Annotated in this window: 13 protein-coding genes; 6 read left to right on the top strand and 7 right to left on the bottom strand. The window is 69.2% G+C overall.

Going from position 1 to position 17,828, the window contains the following annotated elements; all coding sequences use genetic code 11:
- Positions 1–17: 17 nt before the first annotated feature.
- A complete protein-coding gene (locus SPR02S_RS13780; protein ID WP_019057553.1) occupies positions 18–1,568 on the bottom strand; it encodes an alpha-L-fucosidase in 1,551 nt (516 codons plus the stop codon).
- A 21-nt stretch (positions 1,569–1,589) separates the two neighbouring features.
- A complete protein-coding gene (locus tag SPR02S_RS13775; protein WP_019057552.1) occupies positions 1,590–3,473 on the bottom strand; it encodes a glycoside hydrolase family 20 protein in 1,884 nt (627 codons plus the stop codon).
- 281 nt (positions 3,474–3,754) lie between these two features.
- Here SPR02S_RS13775 and SPR02S_RS13770 point away from each other — a divergent pair, with 281 nt between their 5' ends.
- Positions 3,755–5,098 carry an amidase gene (locus SPR02S_RS13770; RefSeq protein ID WP_019057551.1) on the top strand — a complete coding sequence of 448 codons (1,344 nt, stop codon included), beginning with the start codon at positions 3,755–3,757 and terminating at the stop codon, positions 5,096–5,098.
- Here the strand turns inward: SPR02S_RS13770 and SPR02S_RS13765 are convergent.
- Both SPR02S_RS13765 and SPR02S_RS63970 read right to left on the bottom strand, forming a co-directional pair.
- A complete protein-coding gene (locus SPR02S_RS13765; RefSeq protein WP_019057550.1) occupies positions 5,095–5,577 on the bottom strand; it encodes a GNAT family N-acetyltransferase in 483 nt (160 codons plus the stop codon). The two genes, SPR02S_RS13770 and SPR02S_RS13765, sit on opposite strands and share 4 nt — an antisense overlap.
- Before the next feature lie 55 nt (positions 5,578–5,632).
- On the bottom strand, positions 5,633–5,806 hold the full coding sequence (locus SPR02S_RS63970) for a hypothetical protein (protein ID WP_019057549.1): 174 nt from the start codon (positions 5,804–5,806) through the stop codon (positions 5,633–5,635).
- 886 nt (positions 5,807–6,692) lie between these two features.
- On the opposite strand from SPR02S_RS63970, the gene SPR02S_RS13755 reads away from it, so the two are divergent.
- Positions 6,693–8,009, top strand: coding sequence for a glycoside hydrolase family 16 protein (locus SPR02S_RS13755; protein ID WP_026150512.1), 1,317 nt, complete (start codon positions 6,693–6,695; stop codon positions 8,007–8,009).
- Positions 8,010–8,064: 55 nt separating this feature from the next.
- Here SPR02S_RS13755 and SPR02S_RS13750 read toward each other — a convergent pair whose 3' ends face one another.
- From SPR02S_RS13750 to SPR02S_RS55700, 3 genes are all read right to left on the bottom strand, one after another.
- Positions 8,065–9,528: an alpha/beta hydrolase family protein gene (locus SPR02S_RS13750; RefSeq protein ID WP_026150511.1), complete on the bottom strand. Its 1,464-nt coding sequence runs from the start codon at positions 9,526–9,528 to the stop codon at positions 8,065–8,067.
- Positions 9,529–9,623: 95 nt separating this feature from the next.
- On the bottom strand, positions 9,624–11,984 hold the full coding sequence (locus tag SPR02S_RS13745; protein WP_106436955.1) for an FdhF/YdeP family oxidoreductase: 2,361 nt from the start codon (positions 11,982–11,984) through the stop codon (positions 9,624–9,626).
- Positions 11,985–12,289: 305 nt separating this feature from the next.
- Entirely contained in the window at positions 12,290–12,736 is a 447-nt protein-coding gene (locus SPR02S_RS55700; protein WP_019057545.1) for a MarR family winged helix-turn-helix transcriptional regulator, read from the bottom strand.
- 133 nt (positions 12,737–12,869) lie between these two features.
- Between SPR02S_RS55700 and SPR02S_RS13735 the strand changes: the two genes are divergently transcribed.
- The 4 genes from SPR02S_RS13735 to SPR02S_RS55690 all read left to right on the top strand — a co-directional run.
- Positions 12,870–13,949 carry a substrate-binding domain-containing protein gene (locus SPR02S_RS13735; RefSeq protein WP_019057544.1) on the top strand — a complete coding sequence of 360 codons (1,080 nt, stop codon included), beginning with the start codon at positions 12,870–12,872 and terminating at the stop codon, positions 13,947–13,949.
- A gap of 133 nt (positions 13,950–14,082) precedes the next feature.
- Positions 14,083–15,120: an aliphatic amidase gene (locus SPR02S_RS13730; RefSeq protein WP_019057543.1), complete on the top strand. Its 1,038-nt coding sequence runs from the start codon at positions 14,083–14,085 to the stop codon at positions 15,118–15,120.
- A 31-nt stretch (positions 15,121–15,151) separates the two neighbouring features.
- Positions 15,152–16,255: an AAA family ATPase gene (locus SPR02S_RS55695; RefSeq protein ID WP_019057542.1), complete on the top strand. Its 1,104-nt coding sequence runs from the start codon at positions 15,152–15,154 to the stop codon at positions 16,253–16,255.
- 78 nt (positions 16,256–16,333) lie between these two features.
- Positions 16,334–17,828: purine-cytosine permease family protein (locus SPR02S_RS55690; protein ID WP_019057541.1), on the top strand; the 1,495-nt coding region annotated here is incomplete at its 3' end.

Here is a 17,828-nt window from a genome sequence, read left to right as displayed (position 1 = left end):
GGGCGGCCCCCGGCCGCTCAGACCCGCGACCGGTACAGCCCAAACTCCGCGATCCGTACGGCGTCCCGGGCTGCCGTCACCCTGATCCGCCACCGCCGGGCGCGTACAGGCGCGGCCAACAGCAGGATGCGGCTCGCGCCGATCGTTCCGGCACGGGTCAGCTCCGTCCAGGCCCCGTCGACGTACGCCTCGATCACGAAAGCCTCGACCTGCTGGCCGTAGCGCCCTATGTCCTCCGCCAACCGGACGCGGTCGACGGCCTGTTCGGTGCCGAGGTCGACGGTGACCCGTCCCGGCGATACGGCGGTCCGGGCCCCGCGCGCCAGGTCCTCGGGCAGCTCCCGGTCCACACGCTCGCGGAACTCCCGCAGGCGTGCCACGTCCGGGGCTGCCAGCAGGCCGTCCGTGTCCGGTGGTACGTTGAGCAGCAGGACCGCGTTGCGGCCGACCGAGCCGAAGTAGATGTCGATCAACTCGTCGACGCTCTTGGGGACTTGGTCCGGATGGTAGAACCAGCCGTCGTGGATCGACACATCGCATTCGGCGGGCCACCACTGCAGGTAGTCGGTGTTGGGCTGCGCCGAGACGAGCGCGCTGCGGCTGCCTTCGTCGGGGGTGTCGTACGACAACGCCCAGTCCGTACGCCCGTACTGCTCCTCCTTCACCGGCAGGACGCTCCACTCGTCCTCCCGCGCGGTGCCGCCCTCGTTGCCGACCCACCGCACGTCCGGTCCGGTCACGGCGATCGCCGCGTCCGGGGCAAGGGATCTGACCAGCGTGTACCAGCTGTCCCAGTCGTAGTCCTCGACGTGGCCCGGCGGGATGCGGCCCTGGGCGCCGTCGAACCAGACCTCGTCGATCGGCCCGTGCTCGGTCAGTACTTCGTAGAGGGTGTTGAGCATGTGGGCGCCGTAGTCGGTGGCGTCCAGTGTGTAGAAGGCGTCCGGGGTGCGGTCGTCGCCGTCGACGAGCGTCGGGACGGTCCGCGTGGTGCGGGAGCTGCCGTTGGCGTAGACGCCGTGGAGGTACTGGTTCTCGTCGGCGGGCGAGAGATAGACGCCGACCTTGAGGTCGTACCGCCGCATGGAGTCGGCGAAGGAGCGCAGGACGTCACCCTCCCCCGCACGCCAACTGCTGTACCCCACCGTGTGGTTGGTGTAGCGGGAGGGGTAGAGGACGAAGCCGTCGTGGTGCTTGACGGTGAGGATGGCGAGCTTGAAGCCGCCGTCGCGCAGGGCGCGGGCCCACTGGTCGGTATCGAGACCGGTCGGCTGGAACACGTTCGGGTCCTCGTCACCGGTCCCCCACTCCAGGCCGGTGAAGGTGTTCACGCCGAAGTGCAGGAACGCCGTCCGCTCCAGCTTCTGCCAGGCCACCTGCCGTGCGGTGGGCCGGACTTGGGAGGCCTTGCGGACCAGCTCGGCCTCGGTGTCGTCGGGGCTTACGGGGATGCGGGAGCGGGAGTCGGACGGGGGCGGAGGCGCCGCGAGGGCGGATGCCGTGGCGGTGGTGGCGGTCGCGGCGAGTGCGGTGGCCGAGAGGACGAAGAGACGTCTGGAGAGGGCCATGGGTGGGACTCCTCTGGTTGCTCAGTGGGCGGTCAAGTACCAGGTGGCGGGCTGGTGTTGGTCCGGCGGGTACTGCACGAGCCGGCCGTCGTCCGCGACGCTCAGCGCCATCTGCGTGATCGCGTTCACGAGCCGGTAGCCGCCCGCCGCGGGCGCCAACTCCCAGCGCTGCATGGTGTTCGTGGCATCGCAGGGCTGCGGGGTCGCCGTGACTCCCGGCTGGAGCGGCACGTTGAGGGTGAGCTTGCCGCCCTGTATCTCCAGGCAGCCATCGGCGGTCCGCAGCGTCGCGTAGCCGTCCGGAGTGCGCTGCACCTCGGCGTCGAAGGAGGCGGAAGTGGTGGCGGAAGCGGAAGTCGCGCCCGCCGTCCGGAAGGTGTACGTCCCGTCCGTCACCGGCACCCGTGTCAGGTCCCGCCACCCGGGCGCATGCCCAACTGCCGTGCCTCGCGCGGTGAATTGGGCGTACGTGGCGTCGGGATGCGGGTCGCCCCAGGTCGCCTGGGCGAGGTGCCGTAGCGCGGGCTCGGTGTCGGCGGCGACCTCGTTCTCGGTCTCGCCGCGGCCGTTGTCGGGCCAGAGGCTGATCTTCGCGCCGGTGATGCCGTCGCTGGAGGTGAGCTTCTCGCCCTCGAAGCTGCGCGGGTCCCAACTCTGGTCGTACAGCGACTCGGTGTCGCTGTGGAAGCCGCCCCGGACGAGGTAGAGGGAGTAGGCCGCGTTCATCAACGGGTAGCCCTGGGCGATGAGTTGGCTCGGTTTCTCGGTGACGTTCAGCCAGTGCTCGACCGTCGTGCCCGCCGCGACCGGCACGGTGTTGGCGCCGGTGAGTCCGTCGTTCCAGATGCGCAGCTTCTTGCCCTTGCTCGCGGCGTAGGCCTGGACGCGGTTGATGAAGTCGATGTAGGCGTCCTGCGGGGTGGCGTTCGCGCCGTACTTCTCCTGGGCGTAGCGCAGCATCTGCGGGTACTTGGAGTAGTCGGAGCCGAGCATGTACTCGTCGGCGCCCATGTGCCAGGACGTCGCGGTGAAGACCTGCGCGTACTCGTCCATGAGGCTGGTGTAGTAGTCGAACGCGGCCTGCTGGGTGACGTCGAGGCGGGCGGGTTGCTTGTTGCCGTCGCTGTCGGTGAGCTGGAGGTCGGGGCGGTTCTCTATCCACGGGTCCATGTGGCCCGGGGAGTTGATCTCGGGGATGATCTCGACGTGGTACTTGTCGCCGAGGGCGACGAGACGCCGCATCTCGTCCTGGGTGTAGTAGCCCCAGGTGTTCGCCTCGGGGTGCGCGGCGCTCTTCACCTTGAGTTCGAGGAGCAGTTGGTTGAGCTTGTGGTACGCCATCTCGCGCACCAGGTTCTCCAGCCAGGGCAGGGAGATGTGGACGTAGCAGGCGCAGACGCCGACCCCGCGTTCCTTGTAGCGCGGTACGTCGACCGTGCGTCCGGCGGGGATGTGGTCACTCTGGGTGAGGAGTTGGAGAAGGGTCCGCGTGCCGTAGAAGGCGCCGGTCTCGGTCGCGCCGGTCACCGACAGCCGTTCGCCCGCCTGGAGTTCATAGCCTTCCGCACCCAACGAGCGCTTGCCCGGCCGGACTTCGATCACGATGTCGCCGGACCGGGCGGCACCGCCCCGTACGACAGGCACTGTTCCGTGACCGGCCGCCTTGAGGTCGTCGGCGAGAGTCTCGGCGACCTCGCGTTCGCTCCTGCTGTCGGCCACGAGTCGGGTCCCGGCCCCGAAGTCGTAACTCCCGCGTTCAGGAGTCCAGTTGGAGAGCGCGGGCACGGTCACCGGCACCGCCCGCTCCTGCTGGACCGCGACCGCCGGCACTGCGGGGACCACAAGCAGTGCGAACACCGCCGCGAAACCGATGAACCGGAACCGTCTCTTCCTGCGCTCAGCCATGCCACTCCACCGGTCGCGATTGATCGGACGACTGATGATTGGACTGCACCCAGGGGCTGTCAATGGGCCCCGGGAACGGTCAAGTTGGGCCATTGATCGGATGACCAGCAGGTCAGGCGACACCGCCCCGGTACCGCCCCGCGAAAAGTCCAAGAAGACGGGCCCGAATGTCCAAGACCGGCCGCGCCCGGCTGTCGAGGACTCGCCGCCCCTCGACGCGCCGCCTCGGCCGAGGCACAGTTCTCCGTACGTACTCGCGAGTAGTTCGAAGGAGCGTGCCCGTGACCAGCTGGGTCGGCCGTACCGCCGCCGAAATCGCCGCCGCCGTACGCGAGAAGCGGGTCACGCCCCGCGAGGTGGTGGCTGAGCATCTCGCCCGGATCGAGCGGCTCGACGGGCGGGTCGGGGCGTTCCGGGTGGTGCGGGCGGAGGCCGCCCTCGCGGAGGCCGACGAGGTGGCCGCGCGGGCCGATCTGGCCGAACTGCCCCTGGCGGGCGTGCCGGTGGCCGTGAAGGACAACCTCCCGGTGACCGGCGAGTCCAACCGGGTCGGCTCCGCCGCGACCCCGGACACGCCCGCCGACCACGACCATGTCACCGTGGCCCGGTTGCGGGCGGCGGGCGCGGTGGTCGTCGGGCTGACGAATGTGCCCGAGTTGTGCATCTTCGGTACGACCGAGGGCGTCCACGGCACCTCCCGCAACCCCTGGGACACGACCCGCACGGCGGGCGGTTCATCGGGCGGGAGTGCGGCTGCCGTAGCCGCCGGCATGGTCCCGATCGCCCTCGGCAACGACGGCATGGGCTCGCTGCGCATCCCGGCGGCCAACTGCGGTCTGGTCACCATCAAACCGGGGTTCGGGGTGGTCCCGGCCGGCATCGGCAACGGCGACTGGTTCGGAATGTCCGAGAACGGCCCCCTCGCGACGACCGTCGAGGACGCCCGGCTGCTGTTTTCGGTCATCGCGGACATCGAGGTCGTACGCCCCGCCGAACCCACCACCCGGAAGATCTCCGTCTCCGTGCGCAGCCCGCTCGCCGGAGTGGCCATCAGCAAGCCGTATACGACCGCCGTCCGGGAGGCGGCCGGACTGCTGAACAGGGCGGGGCACACCGTGCAGCGCGCCGATCCGCCGTATCCGCTGTCCCTGAGCAACACCTCACTGGCCCACTGGACGGCGGGCACGTCGGTGGACGCGGCGGGGCTCGACCCGCGGAAGCTGACGCGGCGGACCCGGGTGCACGCGGCGATCGGGCGTCGGTTCGTGAAGAGCGTCCGCACCGGAAAGGGCCGGGAGCGGCTGCGGGAGCGGCTCACGCCGTTCTTCGCCGAGTACGACATCCTGCTGACGGCGGCGCTGGCCCGCCGCTCCCCCAAGGCCGGGCCGTGGCACGAGCGGGGCTGGCTGCGGAATGTGCTGGTGAACACCAACTACTCGCCGATGACGCCCCCTTGGAACCTCACCGGCTGGCCCGCCATGTCGGTCCCGTTCGGCACCCTGCCCTCGGGTGCGCCCTGCGCCGTACAGCTGGTGGGGCGGCCGGGTTCGGAGGCGGCGCTGCTGGAGCTCGCGGAGGAGTTGGAGAAGCTGCGCCCGTGGGTGCGGACGGCGCCGCTCGGCTAAAGAGCGCGGTGCATGACGTGCAGGCCCACGCGTCCGTCCCGGGGATGGTCGAAGGCGTCCGGCACCGTGCCCAGGATCGTGAAGCCGAGGGAGAGCCAGAGCTTGACGGCGGGGTTGGTCTCGACGACGGCGTTGAAGACCATGCCCCGGAAGCCCTGCTCGCGGGCGGTGGTGAGGATGTGTTCGGCGAGGGCGCGGCCGATGCCGCGGCCGCCGTGGTCGGGGTCGACCATGAAGCCGGCGTTGGCGATGCGGTCGGCGGGGCCGCCGTAGTTCGGGGTGACGAAGGCCGAGCCGACGACGGTCCCGGTCTCGTCCTCGGCGACGTACACGCGCTTCGGCGGGTTCGTCCACAGGGCCCGGGCCGCGTCCTCGGAGGTGTCCCGGGCCCAGGTGTAGGTGTCGCCCGCGGCGACGATCCGGTGCCAGAAAGGCCAGATCCGCGGCCAGTCGTCGGCCGCGGCTTCTCTGATCAGCATGGGCGTGATTTTCGCACGCCCATGCTGTCGGCGATCGCGCTGGGTCCCGTGGGGGTCAGTCCACGCTGGGCAGGATGTGGGGCTCGGCGAGGTCGTCCTCGTAGCCCGCGAGACGGATGGGGGCGGACCGTGCCCACACGGCCAGGCTGCCGAGCTCGTCGGACCTGCGGCCCGCACGCTCCGTGTGTTCCTTGGGGCGTTGCTCGCGATTCGTCTTCTCCGGTGTCACCGCGCACTCCTTATGTGTCGGGTCACCCTCGGGGCACACCGGCCGTCTCCGGTCCGGTACCTGAGCCCGCTCGGGCGTGGGTTATAGGCAGTTCGGACGCGGTGGCGCCGGTTACTCGTGTGAGAGCAGGCCGTTGTGACCGGCTTGTCCCGGGACGGACCATGGGTGTGGGTGGGACCCCTTGTCGCTGTCCGTCTGCCTCAGGTTAACCAAATGAGCGGCCCGCCGCTCGATAGGGCTGAAAACATGGGGTAAAGATTAGGGACATGCAGCCACCGGGTCTTGCCTGCCCCCGCCCGTTCTCCCGGCAACGCGTGCGAGCGGTTGCCTTCGACTCCTGAAGCCGCCGCGTGAGGTCCGCGAACGGCGTCAAAGGCCGTCGGCGGGACGACAGCACCTCCAGTCTGCCGCCGCCGTCACAGAACCGCAGCTCAACGGGATGGCACCGCGCTCGACAGATCGCCGGAGAGCGCTCCACAGCCCGGCGGAACTTGGTTCGGACCTTTTTCGGAGCTCCATAGGGCGTCGCCAGGAGACCTGCTCCCCAACCGATCACGTTGAAGCCATTGACGCATGGAGAGCCGCGCCGGACACTCCTGCATTGAAACGGCGATTCCGCCCGGTGAGCAGCCAACTCGGGCTCGTCCCACACGACATGGCGGATCGTCCGTGTTCAGCCGCGCGCACCGGGCTCCACAGTGCGGCGGCGCCGACGCAGAGGAGGACGACGAGAGAACGCGGACCCATGATCACTCTGAGAGCGCTCTCAAAGACGTCAGCAGACCATGCCGCCAGACGACGGAGACGACCTGCTCCCCCAGCCCCACCAGGAGGCAGGCCCCTGCAGCACTCCCATCCCGCATGCCTGACAGGGAGAACCACCACGATGACAACCTCCCCACCGCCCGCCGGTGCGTCCGCCGGCAGACAGAGAACCGTTCCCCTCGTTCTGGGCAGCGCTCTGGTGCTGCTCATCGGCGCGCTCGCAGGCCTGATCGGTAGCGGCGGCAGCGCCTCGGCGGCCGTACCGGGCGCTCCGACCGGCTGGACCACCCTCTTCTCGGACGACTTCAACGGCGCGTCCGGCAGCGCGCTGAACCGGACCGACTGGCTGTACGACCTGGGCACCGGTTACGCCGGAGGTGCCGCCAACTGGGGAACGGGCGAGATCGAATCGGCCACCGACTCCACCAACAACGTCTACCAGGACGGACAGGGACACCTGGTCATCAAGGCGCTCCGCGACGGGTCCGGCCACTGGACCTCGGGACGCATCGAGACCCAGCGCACCGACTTCGCCGCCCCGGCCGGCGGCCAGCTCCAGATGAGCGCGTCGATCCTCCAGCCCAACCCGGCCAGTGGACTGGGCTATTGGCCCGCGTTCTGGGCGATGGGCGGCGCGGCCCGTCCGGTCGGCGCGACGAACTGGCCGAGCATCGGCGAGTTCGACATCATGGAGGACGTCAACGCGCTGAGCCAGCACTCCACCACCTTCCACTGCGGCGTGTGGGCGGGCGAGTGCCACGACCCCGACGGCATCACCAGCAATCTTCAGCCGTGCGCGGGCTGCCAGACCGGCTACCACACGTACTCCGCGATCATCGACCGCACGAACACCGCCGCGGAGCAGCTCCGCTTCTACCTCGACGGCAACCTGACCTTCACGGTCAATGAGAACCAGGTGTCGGTCGCCACATGGCAGGCGGCCGTCGACCACGGATTCATGGCCATCTTCGACCTGGCGATCGCCGGTTCCTACCCCGACAAGGTCTGCGGCTGCAGTTCGGCCGCACAGGCGGGCAGCATCACATCGGGTGCCGCCATGAGCGTCGACTGGTTCGCCGTCTACCAGCAGAGCCCGAGCGGGAGCACCACCGGCGGCACGACGACCGGCGGCACCACAGGCAGTACGACGGGCGGAACCACCGGCGGGAGCACGACGACGCCGGACTACACCGCCGGGGTGACCCACGTGAGCGCCAGTCAGGCGCAGATCACGTTCGTCCCGACCACACCCGCGGCGTACGTCGATGTGCACTACCTGATCAACGGCGCCGGCCAGCAGAACTTCCGGATGACCAACAGCGGCGGCACCTGGACACAGAACGTCACGCTCGCCACCGGTTCCACCCTGACCTACTGGTTCACCTACGAGAAGAACGGGCCTCAGTACGACAGCCCGCACTACACCTACGTCCAGTGAGCCCTTCCGGGCCGGCCCGACAGGACCGGCCCGGGAACTCCTTGTGCACCGGGGTTCAGGGAGCGATCCCCACGCCGTCGATCCGGCTCCACGCCCGCTCCTGCGCGGCGTTCATGGCCGGCCAGGCGAGCCCGCCCGGCCGGGGCCGGATCCGGGAGGCGTACGGCGCGGGGTGGAAGGCCGGGTCGTAGAAGCACCCGCTGCCGTACTTCCGGTCGAAGGCCGCGCACGACGCCGCGACCGAGCGCGCGGTCGGCTTGCGGCCGTGACGGACCCAAGTGTCCAGCGCCGCAATGGAGTTGGCGTACTCGGAGTCGCTCAGCGCGCTGTGCTCGGTCTCCTTCGTGAAGGTCTGGACTAGGTTGCCGCCCCTGCCTGCGCCCTGGAGAGTGGCTCGATAGGCCGCCTCGTGCTCGACGAAGGCCGTCGGGTCGTCGATCGCGTGCATCGTGAGGACCGGGATGGAGACCTTGCCGGTCAGGTCGCTGTCGTAGGAGAGGTCACGGCGTGCGGTGGGGTCGGCCGAGAAGCGTTCGACGCCCGCGTTGAGTGCCTTGTCGTCGTGTGAACCCGAGTACCGGACACCCCTGTTGCTGAAGGGATTGCGGCCGCCGAGGCGGGTCGACACGATGTCCCGGAACGTGAAGGTGGCGAACCGCAGGTGTGATTCGAGAGCGCGCTCCGGGATGCGGGTGACCGCGAGGATGTCGTCGAGGTTGCGCTGCTGGAGCGCGGTCCGGTCCGCGGGGGCGGAGGAGAATCCGGTGCACTCCTGGAGGCGGGCGCGGAGCCCGGCGCTCGTCATGGCGGAGTCCGCGCGCAGGCCCTGCCACAGCGGGTACTGCGGCTCGGTCGGGCGGGGGTGGTTGTGGCAGTAGTACTGGTAGACCACGCGCAGGTCGACGCGGTAGTCGTAGCCGCGTGAACCGCCGCCGAGGACGCCGCTCGTGAGCAGTGCGCCGTCGTAGGCGCCGGGGTGTCGGCCGTAGGTCTCCGCGACCTTGGCGGCCACGTCGCCGCCCCAGGACTGGCCGTGCACATAGGTCCGCTTCGGCTTGCCGAACTCCGAGACGAACAGCTTGCGTACGTTCTCGGTGTCGGCGGCGGCCATCCGGGTGCCGTAGCCACCGCGGCGGTAGGACGAGCCGGCCCAGGCGTAGCCCTCGTCGACCATCACCGCCCACCGGTTCAGGTCGTCGGTGCTGCGTGCCGGGTCGGAGGAGTCGCCGAGGTCGGGTCCGCCGTGTGCGTGCACGACGAGGGATCCGTTCCAGCGGGTCGGAACGGCCATCGCGTAGTACGCCCCGTTGGTGTCCTGGCCGGTGTAACACGTCGCCTTCCCCAGCAGGTTGGGCGGGCAGGCGGTCACCGCGGGCCGCTCGGCCTGTGCCCGGGGCGCGGGGGCGTTGCCGAGCGTGCCGAGGAGTGCGGCGGCCACGCCGGCGGCCAGTACTGCCCGTCGGTGGCGAGGGGCCGGGGGTCTCCGGCGTACCGGTTCGGGCGCGTCAAGTGTCGTCACGGGAGCGGCTCCTATGAATTCGCTGTGCAAAGTTGCCCTGCGAACCGTGATGTTAGGAACCGCCGCTGGTGGGGACTACCCGTCGACCATTGCGTTCATAGTGTTCGCCCGTCCCGTGACGGGGTGACGGTGACGAGTTGGTGTTTCATCAGGGGCTGGTCGCTCTGCCTGCTGTAGTCGTCGAGCCCGCAGAGGATGTTCAGTTCGGGCATGTAGCCCGCGACACTGGCGGGCGGGATGTCGTAGGCGATGACGCGGTAGCCGTAGACCGACCGGGTGCTGCCGTCGCGTGCGTGGCTCGTGATGTCGATCAGGTCGAACTCGGCCAGGCCCCGGTCGGCCATGTCCTTGGGGTTCATGAAGAGCAGGGTGCGCAGGTTCTTGACCCCGCGGTAGCGGTCGTCGTCGGAGTACACGGTGGTGTTCCACTGGTCGTGCGAGCGCATCGTGGAGAGGACGAGCATGCCCTGGGGCGGGGTCACGTCGGGGAGTTCGCCCGGGTGGAACTCGGCGCGGCCGGAGGCGGTGTGGAACTCGCGCTCGCGGGCGGGCTGGACGATGCGGAAGCCGAGCGGTTCGCGCACCCGGCGGTTGAAGTCCTCGAATCCCGGGAGGACTTGGGCCATGGTGTCGCGGATCCGGTCGTAGTCCTCGACGTACCACTCCCACGGTGTTGCCGAGTCGGGCAGTGTCGCCCGTGCCATCCCGGCCACGATCGCGCACTCGGACCTGAGGGTCTCGGCGGGCGGCTTGCGCATGCCGAAGGAGAGGTGCACCTCGCTCATCGCGTCCTCGACGCTCACGCCCTGCTCCCCCATCGCCCGGGTGTCCTTCTCTGTGCGTCCGAGGCACGGAAGGATGAGCGCCTTGCGGCCGTGGACGAGATGGCTGCGGTTGAGTTTGGTGCTCACCTGCACGGTCATTTCGGTGGTGCGGAGCGCGGCCGTGGTCGCGTCGGTGTCGGGGGCGGCGAGGGCGAAGTTGCCGCCCATCGCGACGAACACCTTCACCCGGCCGTCACGCATCGCCTTGATGGTGCCGACGGTGTCCAGCCCGTGCGCACGGGGCGCGGAGATCCCGCACACCTCGTCCAGCGCGGCGAGGAACTCGGGCGCGGGGCGATGGTCAATACCGCAGGTGCGATTGCCCTGGACGTTGCTGTGGCCGCGCACCGGCGAGGGTCCGGCTACTTCGCGGCCGAGGTTGCCGCGCAGCATCAGCAGGTTCACGATCTCGCGGACGGTGTCCACCCCGTGGTCCTGCTGGGTGACGCCCAGGCACCAGGAGATGACGGTGCGGTCGGCTGCCATGTAGCGGTCGGCGACCTCGCGGATCTGCCGCTCGCTCACCCCGGACTGCCGCACCAGCTCGGCCCAGTCGGTGACGCGCACCAGGTCGCGGTACGACGCGAAGCCCGAGGTGTGCCGTTCGATGAAGCCGACGTCGAGCACCGCCGGGTTTTCCTCGGCCCGCTCGAACACCGCCTTGGCGACCCCGCGCAGCAGGGCGAGGTCACCGCCGATGCGGACCTGTACGTTCTGGTCGCCGGTCTCGGTGGAGCGGAAGGCGGCCATCGCGGCGAACTCGTGCGGCACGATGGTCCGGCGCGCGCCCGCCTCGACGAGCGGGTTCACGTGGACGATCTGGGCGCCGCGCCGGTGTGCCTTGGCGAGCGTGGTGAGCATGCGCGGGGCGTTGGACGCCGCGTTCACGCCCATGACGAACAGCAGGTCGGCCGCGTCCCAGTCGGCGATGTCGCACGTGCCCTTGCCGGTGCCCAGCGCGGCCTGCAGGGCACGGCCGGAAGCCTCGTGGCACATGTTGGAGCAGTCCGGCAGGTTGTTGGTGCCGAACTCGCGCACCCACAGCTGGTAGAGGAACGTCGCCTCGTTGTTGAGTCGGCCGGAGGTGTAGAAGGCGGCCTGGTCCGGGCTGTCCAGGTCGCGCAGCGTCCGCCCGACCAGCGCGAACGCGTCCGGCCAGGAGATCGGGACGTACTTGTCGGTGGCCTCGTCGTACACCATCGGCCCGGTGAGCCGGCCCTGGTCCTCCAGCGCGTAGTCCGACCAGTCCGCCAGTTCGGTGACCGTGTGCGCGGCGAAGAACTCCCGGCCGGCCTTCTTGCGGGTCATCTCCCAGGTGACGTGCTTGATCCCGTTCTCGCAGATGTCCAGGTGCAGGCCCTTGCGGTCGTCGGGCCACGCGCACCCCGGGCAGTCGAAGCCGCCGTTCTCATGGTTCATCCGCACGATCGCCAGCGGCCCGCTGACCGGCTCGCGGGTCTTGGCGAGGACCCGTGTCACACTGCGCGCCGCGCCCCACCCCGCCGAGGGTGCCGTGTCGTCCTCCTGGGAGATGTCACCGGGGCGATTGGGTCCACGGCCTCGCGCCGCGCCCCCCGGCGCTCCGCGCCCCAAGTCGTCACCGGGACGTCCTTCGGAATCCGAGCGGTCCATGGTGGTGTCCTTCGCTGTCACGACGCCGGTCATCGAATTACGTGCGCTGACGCTGCCCACACCTGTCCGGTATGACCGGATTTTACAGCCCGGTGCGATCGACGCACACGGCGAAGCCCGGGGAGCCTGCGCAGGACGGACGACGAGATCCGCCCCGCAGTGACACGGGCCGGGATCGACGGGCGGCAGGTCAGCCGATGACCCTGGTGGCCGTCTCGATGAGGCGGGCGTTGACGCCGGGGTGGCTGGTCATGGCGGCACCTACCTGATCTCGACCACCCCGGGAGCCCCCGGCAGTGCCACGCTCAGGTCAGCCGGCGGTTGGCGCGGGTCAGCAGGAACCGGAGTTCTTCCGTGTCCTGGCCGAGGAGAGTGAAGAGCCCGGACTCCTCCTGCTCCATCGCCGCCTTCAGGGACTCGTGCACCGTCCGGCCGCGAGGGGTGAGCAGGGCGAGCACACGCCGTCGGTCCTCCTCGTCGACCCTGCGATGGACGAGGTTGGCGGCGGCCATGCGGTCGACCACCTTCGTCAGGGTCGGCGCCGGCAACAGGGCGCACTCCGCGAGCTCCGTCATGGTGTGCCCCTGGTTGTCCGCGAGGACCGACAGGACCCGCCACTGCTCGATGCTGCTGCCCGCCGACTGCAGAACGGTCGTGAGCCGCGCGGAGACCTTGCGCTCGACCGCCGCCAGGAGCCACGCCAGGTCTCCGGCGAGACCGATGACCGGTTCGGGCGTCTGCGGTGTTGCCATTCGCCCCCCTCTGAATCTGTTTCTTCTGAAAATTTTTCTGCCGGAAACACTTGCCATAGTAGCGTTGCCCTCGAACGCGAGGGGGCCGTCCCGCTGACCCGTGGCGGAGATCGCCGGGAGCGAAAGGCCGCTCATGATCCTTACCGCCGCCGACCGGCGCCGAGGAGATCCCGACCCGATTCGCATCGCCCTGGTGGTGCCCCTACAGGGCTCGGCCGGGATCTTCGGTCCGTCCTGCGAGTTCTGCGCCCAGCTGGCCGCCGAGGAGGTCGCCGCCGACGGGGTGCTCGGCCGCCCGATCGAGTTCGTGGTGGTCGACGGCGGAGCGCCGCCGCAAGCCGTGGCCGACGAAGTCGACCTGCTGATAACGGCCGGGCTGGTGGACGCCGTGACCGGATGGCACCTCTCCAGCGTCCGGCAGGCGGTGATCCCCCGCATCGCCCAGCGGGTGCCGTACGTATACACCTCGTTGTACGAGGGCGGCGAACGGTCTCCCTGCGTCTTCCTGGCGGGAGAGACGCCCGGACGTCAACTGCGCCCGGCCTTCTCCTGGTTCGCGCAGGAACTAGGTGTGCGCCGCTGGGCGATCGTCGGGAACGACTATGTGTGGCCGCGGCGCACCGCGGCGAGCGCGCGCCGCTATCTGGACCGCCTCGGCGGGAAGGTCGACACCGAAGACTTCGTGCTGCTCGGGACAGAGAAGTACGACGACGCACTTCGGCGCCTCGTGGCGAGTGCCCCGCAGGGGGTGCTGATGCTGCTCGTGGGCGCGGACGCGGTCGCCTTCAACCGAGCGTTCGCCGACGCCGGCCTGGACGAGACGTGCATACGGTTCTCCCCGCTGATGGACGAGAACATGGTGCTGGGCAGCGGCGCGGCCGCCACAAGGAAATTGTTCTCGGCGGCGGGCTTCTTCGAGACGCTCACCACCGCGGACAGCCTCGACTTCAGCGCCCGCTATCACCGCCGGTTCGGAGTGCTGGCCCCGGTCCTCAACAGCATGGGCGAATCCTGCTACGAGGGAGTGCGGCTGCTGGTCGAACTGTTCAACCGGGCCGGCAGCACCGACATCCGACGGATCCTCGCGGTGGCGGACGGTCTGGCCTACGACAGCCCGCGCGGTCCGGTGCGGCTGCGGAACCAGCACCTGGAGCAACGGGTGTTCCTGGCGACCGTCGACGACCTGCAGTTCGACGTGCTGCACCGCTTCTGACTCCTGCGGAAGGCGTGTCCGTCGCCCTCAGCCCCGCCCTTGACAGTTCCTTCCCATGGAAATATTTTCTTTTGGAAGTAATCGGGGTGTCGAGGAGTCGTCACCGACATCCCGCTCCAGAGGGAGGTCCCCCATGCGCCATGGAGACATCACGTCCAGCCCCGACACCGTCGGTGTCGCGGTGGTGAACTACAAGATTCCCCGGCTGCACACGTCGGACGAGGTCCTGGAGAACGCGAGGAAGATCGCCGACATGGTCGTCGGGATGAAGCAGGGCCTGCCCGGCATGGACCTCGTCGTCTTCCCCGAGTACTCGACGATGGGGATCATGTACGACAAGGAGGAGATGCTCGCGACCGCGACGACCGTGCCCGGTCCCGAGACGGAGATCTTCGCGGAAGCGTGCCGGAAGGCGAAGACCTGGGGCGTGTTCTCGCTGACGGGCGAGCGCCACGAGGCGCACCCGGACAAGCCGCCGTACAACACGCTCGTGCTCATCGACGACCAGGGCGAGATCGTGCAGAAGTACCGCAAGGTGCTGCCCTGGAACCCCGTCGAGGGGTGGTACCCGGGTTCCCAGACCTACGTGAGCGATGGGCCGAAGGGCCTGAAGGTGTCGCTCATCGTGTGCGACGACGGCAACTACCCGGAGATCTGGCGGGACTGTGCCATGAAGGGCGCCGAGCTCATCGTGCGCTGCCAGGGCTACATGTACCCGGCGAAGGACCAGCAGGTCCTCATGGCCAAGGCGATGGCCTGGGCCAACAACTGCTATGTCGCGGTCGCGAACGGGACCGGTTTCGACGGCGTCTACACGTACTTCGGCCACTCCGCGGTCATCGGCTTCGACGGCCGCACGCTCGGCGAGTGCGGTACGGAGGAGTACGGCATCCAGTACGCCCAGTTCTCCGTCCCCGAGATCCGCGACGCCCGCCGGAACGACCAGGCGCAGAACCACCTGTTCAAGCTCCTGCACCGCGGCTACACGGGCATCTGGAACGCCGGCGAGGGCGACAAGGGCGTCGCCGACTGCCCCTTCGACTTCTACAAGACCTGGGTCAACGACGCGAAGAAGGCACAGGAGCAGGTGGAGGCGTTCACCCGCGACACGATCGGTGTGGCCGACTGCCCGGTCTACGACCTGCCGACCGAGAAGGAACTGGAAGCGTAGGTCCCGCGGTCGGAACGCCGAGGTACAGGTGATGCATTTCGAAGCCGCCGTGCTCAGGGAGCGGCTGAGAGCCCGGGTGATCGGCCAGGATCACGCGGTCGAGGCAGTCGTCCGAGCGGTCACGATCGGGCGGTCGGGTCTCCAGGACCCGGACCGTCCCCTCGCCGGCCTGCTGTTCGTCGGCCCGACCGGGGTGGGCAAGACCCAGCTCGTGCGCGCGCTCGCGGACGTGGTGCGCTCGGGTCCGGAGGACTTCTGCCGCATCGACATGAGCGCGTTGGCGCAGGAGCACTACGCGGCGTCGCTCGCCGGAGCACCGCCCGGATACGCCGGCAGCAAGGAAGGGCTCACCGTCCTGGTCCGCGAGCTCATCGAGTCGGACGGCGACAGGCCGGGGATCGTCCTCTTCGACGAGATCGAGAAGGCACACCCCACGGTGGTGCGCACCCTCCTCCATGTCCTCGACAACGGCCGTTTCACCCTCTCGAACGGAACCCGCACGATCGACTTCCGCAACTGCGTCGTCGTCATGACCTCGAACCTGGGCGCACGGACGATCGCCGCGCACCGCAGGGGCGGGGGCCGACGGTGGTGGTCACGACGCCCGGTTCCCGGACCGGGGGCGAGTGAGCTCGCGAGCCTGCTCGTCCATCCGCCGACGCGGGCCGGAGGCGGCGCGGAGGAAGACATCCTCGCGGCGGCGCTGCGGGACTTCTTCGATCCCGAGTTCCTCAACAGGTTCGACGAGATCGTCGTGTTCGCCGGTATCGACGCCCGCACGGCCGTCGAGATCGCCGGGCGCGAGGTCCGGGTCGTCGTCGACCGGCTGCGGGAACGCTCGGTGCGCGCCCATGTCACCCACGACGTCATCGAGCATCTGGCGAGCGTCGGCCACGACGAGATGTTCGGCGCGCGGGCCCTGAAGCGTGCCGTGCGCCGTGAGCTGCTCACTCCTCTCGCGGAGGTCCTGGCCGCCGTACGGCCCCGTGCGGACGCGCCGGTGACCGTGGCCGTCCGCATGAACGGAACCCGGATCGAGTGCGCTGCCGTGCACGAGGGCGTGCACTCCCCGCACGACGACGCCGAGCCGACAGCTGTCCCCACCGGCCGACCACCGACCGCCTCCCGTGCCTGATCCCCACCTGCCGCCGGGGCACAACAGGTCACCTCCCTCCCCAAGCCCCAGCACCACCGCACCTCCGAAGGGTTGACCATGAGCACCACAGAGCCACCGCAGACGACCACCGGGCCACACTCCCCGACCGGCCGGAGCCAGGCGACCAAGGAGACCCTGGAGGACTACACCCTCCGCTTCGCGCCCCGCAGTTACCGCCGCTGGACCCCCATGGTCGTCGCCACCACCGCCCTCGGCGGCATCGCCTACATGGCCGACTTCTCCATCGGCGCCGGCATCGGACTGGCCCACGGCACCGGCAACGCACTCGTGGCGATCGCCGTGGCCGCCGTCGTCATCTTCATCACCGGCTTCCCCCTCGCCTACTACGGCGCCCGCTTCAACATCGACCTGGACCTGATCACCCGCGGCGCCGGCTTCGGCTACTACGGCTCGGTGCTGACCAGCGTCATCTTCGCCAGCTTCACCTTCATCTTCTTCGCCCTCGAAGGCTCGATCATGGCCCAGGGCCTCAAACTGGGCCTCGGACTCCCCCTCTGGCTGGGCTACCTGGTCTCCACGCTGATGGTGATCCCGCTGGTGATCTACGGCATGAAGGCGCTCAGCAAGCTCCAGGTGTGGACCACCCCGGTCTGGCTGCTGCTGATGATCGCCCCGCTCGTCTACCTCATCTCCAACGACCCCGGCACGGTCGACCGCTTCCTGAACTACGCGGGCACCGACGGCGACGGCGGCGTCAACACCGCCTCCGTGCTCCTCGGCGCCGGCGTGTGCCTGTCCCTCATCGCGCAGATCGGCGAGCAGATCGACTACCTGCGCTTCATGCCGCCCAAGACCGAGGCGAACAAGCGCACTTGGTGGACCGCGGTGATCATGGCCGGACCCGGCTGGGTCATGCTCGGCGCACTGAAGCAGGCCATCGGCGTCTTCCTCGCCGTCTACATCCTCGCCAAGGTCGGCCCGGACGTCGCGCCCGAGCCGATCCAGCAGTTCAAGGGCGCCTTCGACGCGATGATGCCGTCCTGGCTGGTCCTCCCGCTGGCCGTCGCCCTCGTCGTGATCAGCCAGATCAAGATCAACGTGACGAACGCGTACTCCGGCTCCCTCGCCTGGACCAACTCCTTCACCCGCGTCACCAGGCACTACCCCGGCCGCATGGTCTTCGTCCTGGTCAACCTGGGCTTCGCACTCGCCCTGATGGAAGCCGACATGTTCAGCTTCCTCAACAACATCCTGGGCTTCTACTCGAACTGCGCCATCGCCTGGATCGTCACCGTCGCCACCGACATCGGCATCAACAAGTACCTGCTGAAGCTCTCCCCGCTCCAGCCCGAGTTCCGCCGCGGCATGCTCTACGCCGTCAACCCGGTCGGCGTCGTCGCCTTCATCGCCGCCTCCGGCCTCTCCATCGCCATGTACTTCCACGCCCTCGGCGACACCCTCCAGCCGTACTCCCCCGTCGCCGCGGCCGTCATCGCCTTCGCCCTCACCCCGCTGATGGCGATCGTCACCAAGGGCAAGTACTACCTGCGCCGCACCGACGACGGCATCGACGAGCCACTGCTCGACACGG

The sequence above is a fragment of the Streptomyces prunicolor NBRC 13075 genome (assembly GCF_000367365.1).
Taxonomy (GTDB): domain Bacteria; phylum Actinomycetota; class Actinomycetes; order Streptomycetales; family Streptomycetaceae; genus Streptomyces; species Streptomyces prunicolor.
This window is presented reverse-complemented; position numbering and strand designations above follow the sequence as displayed.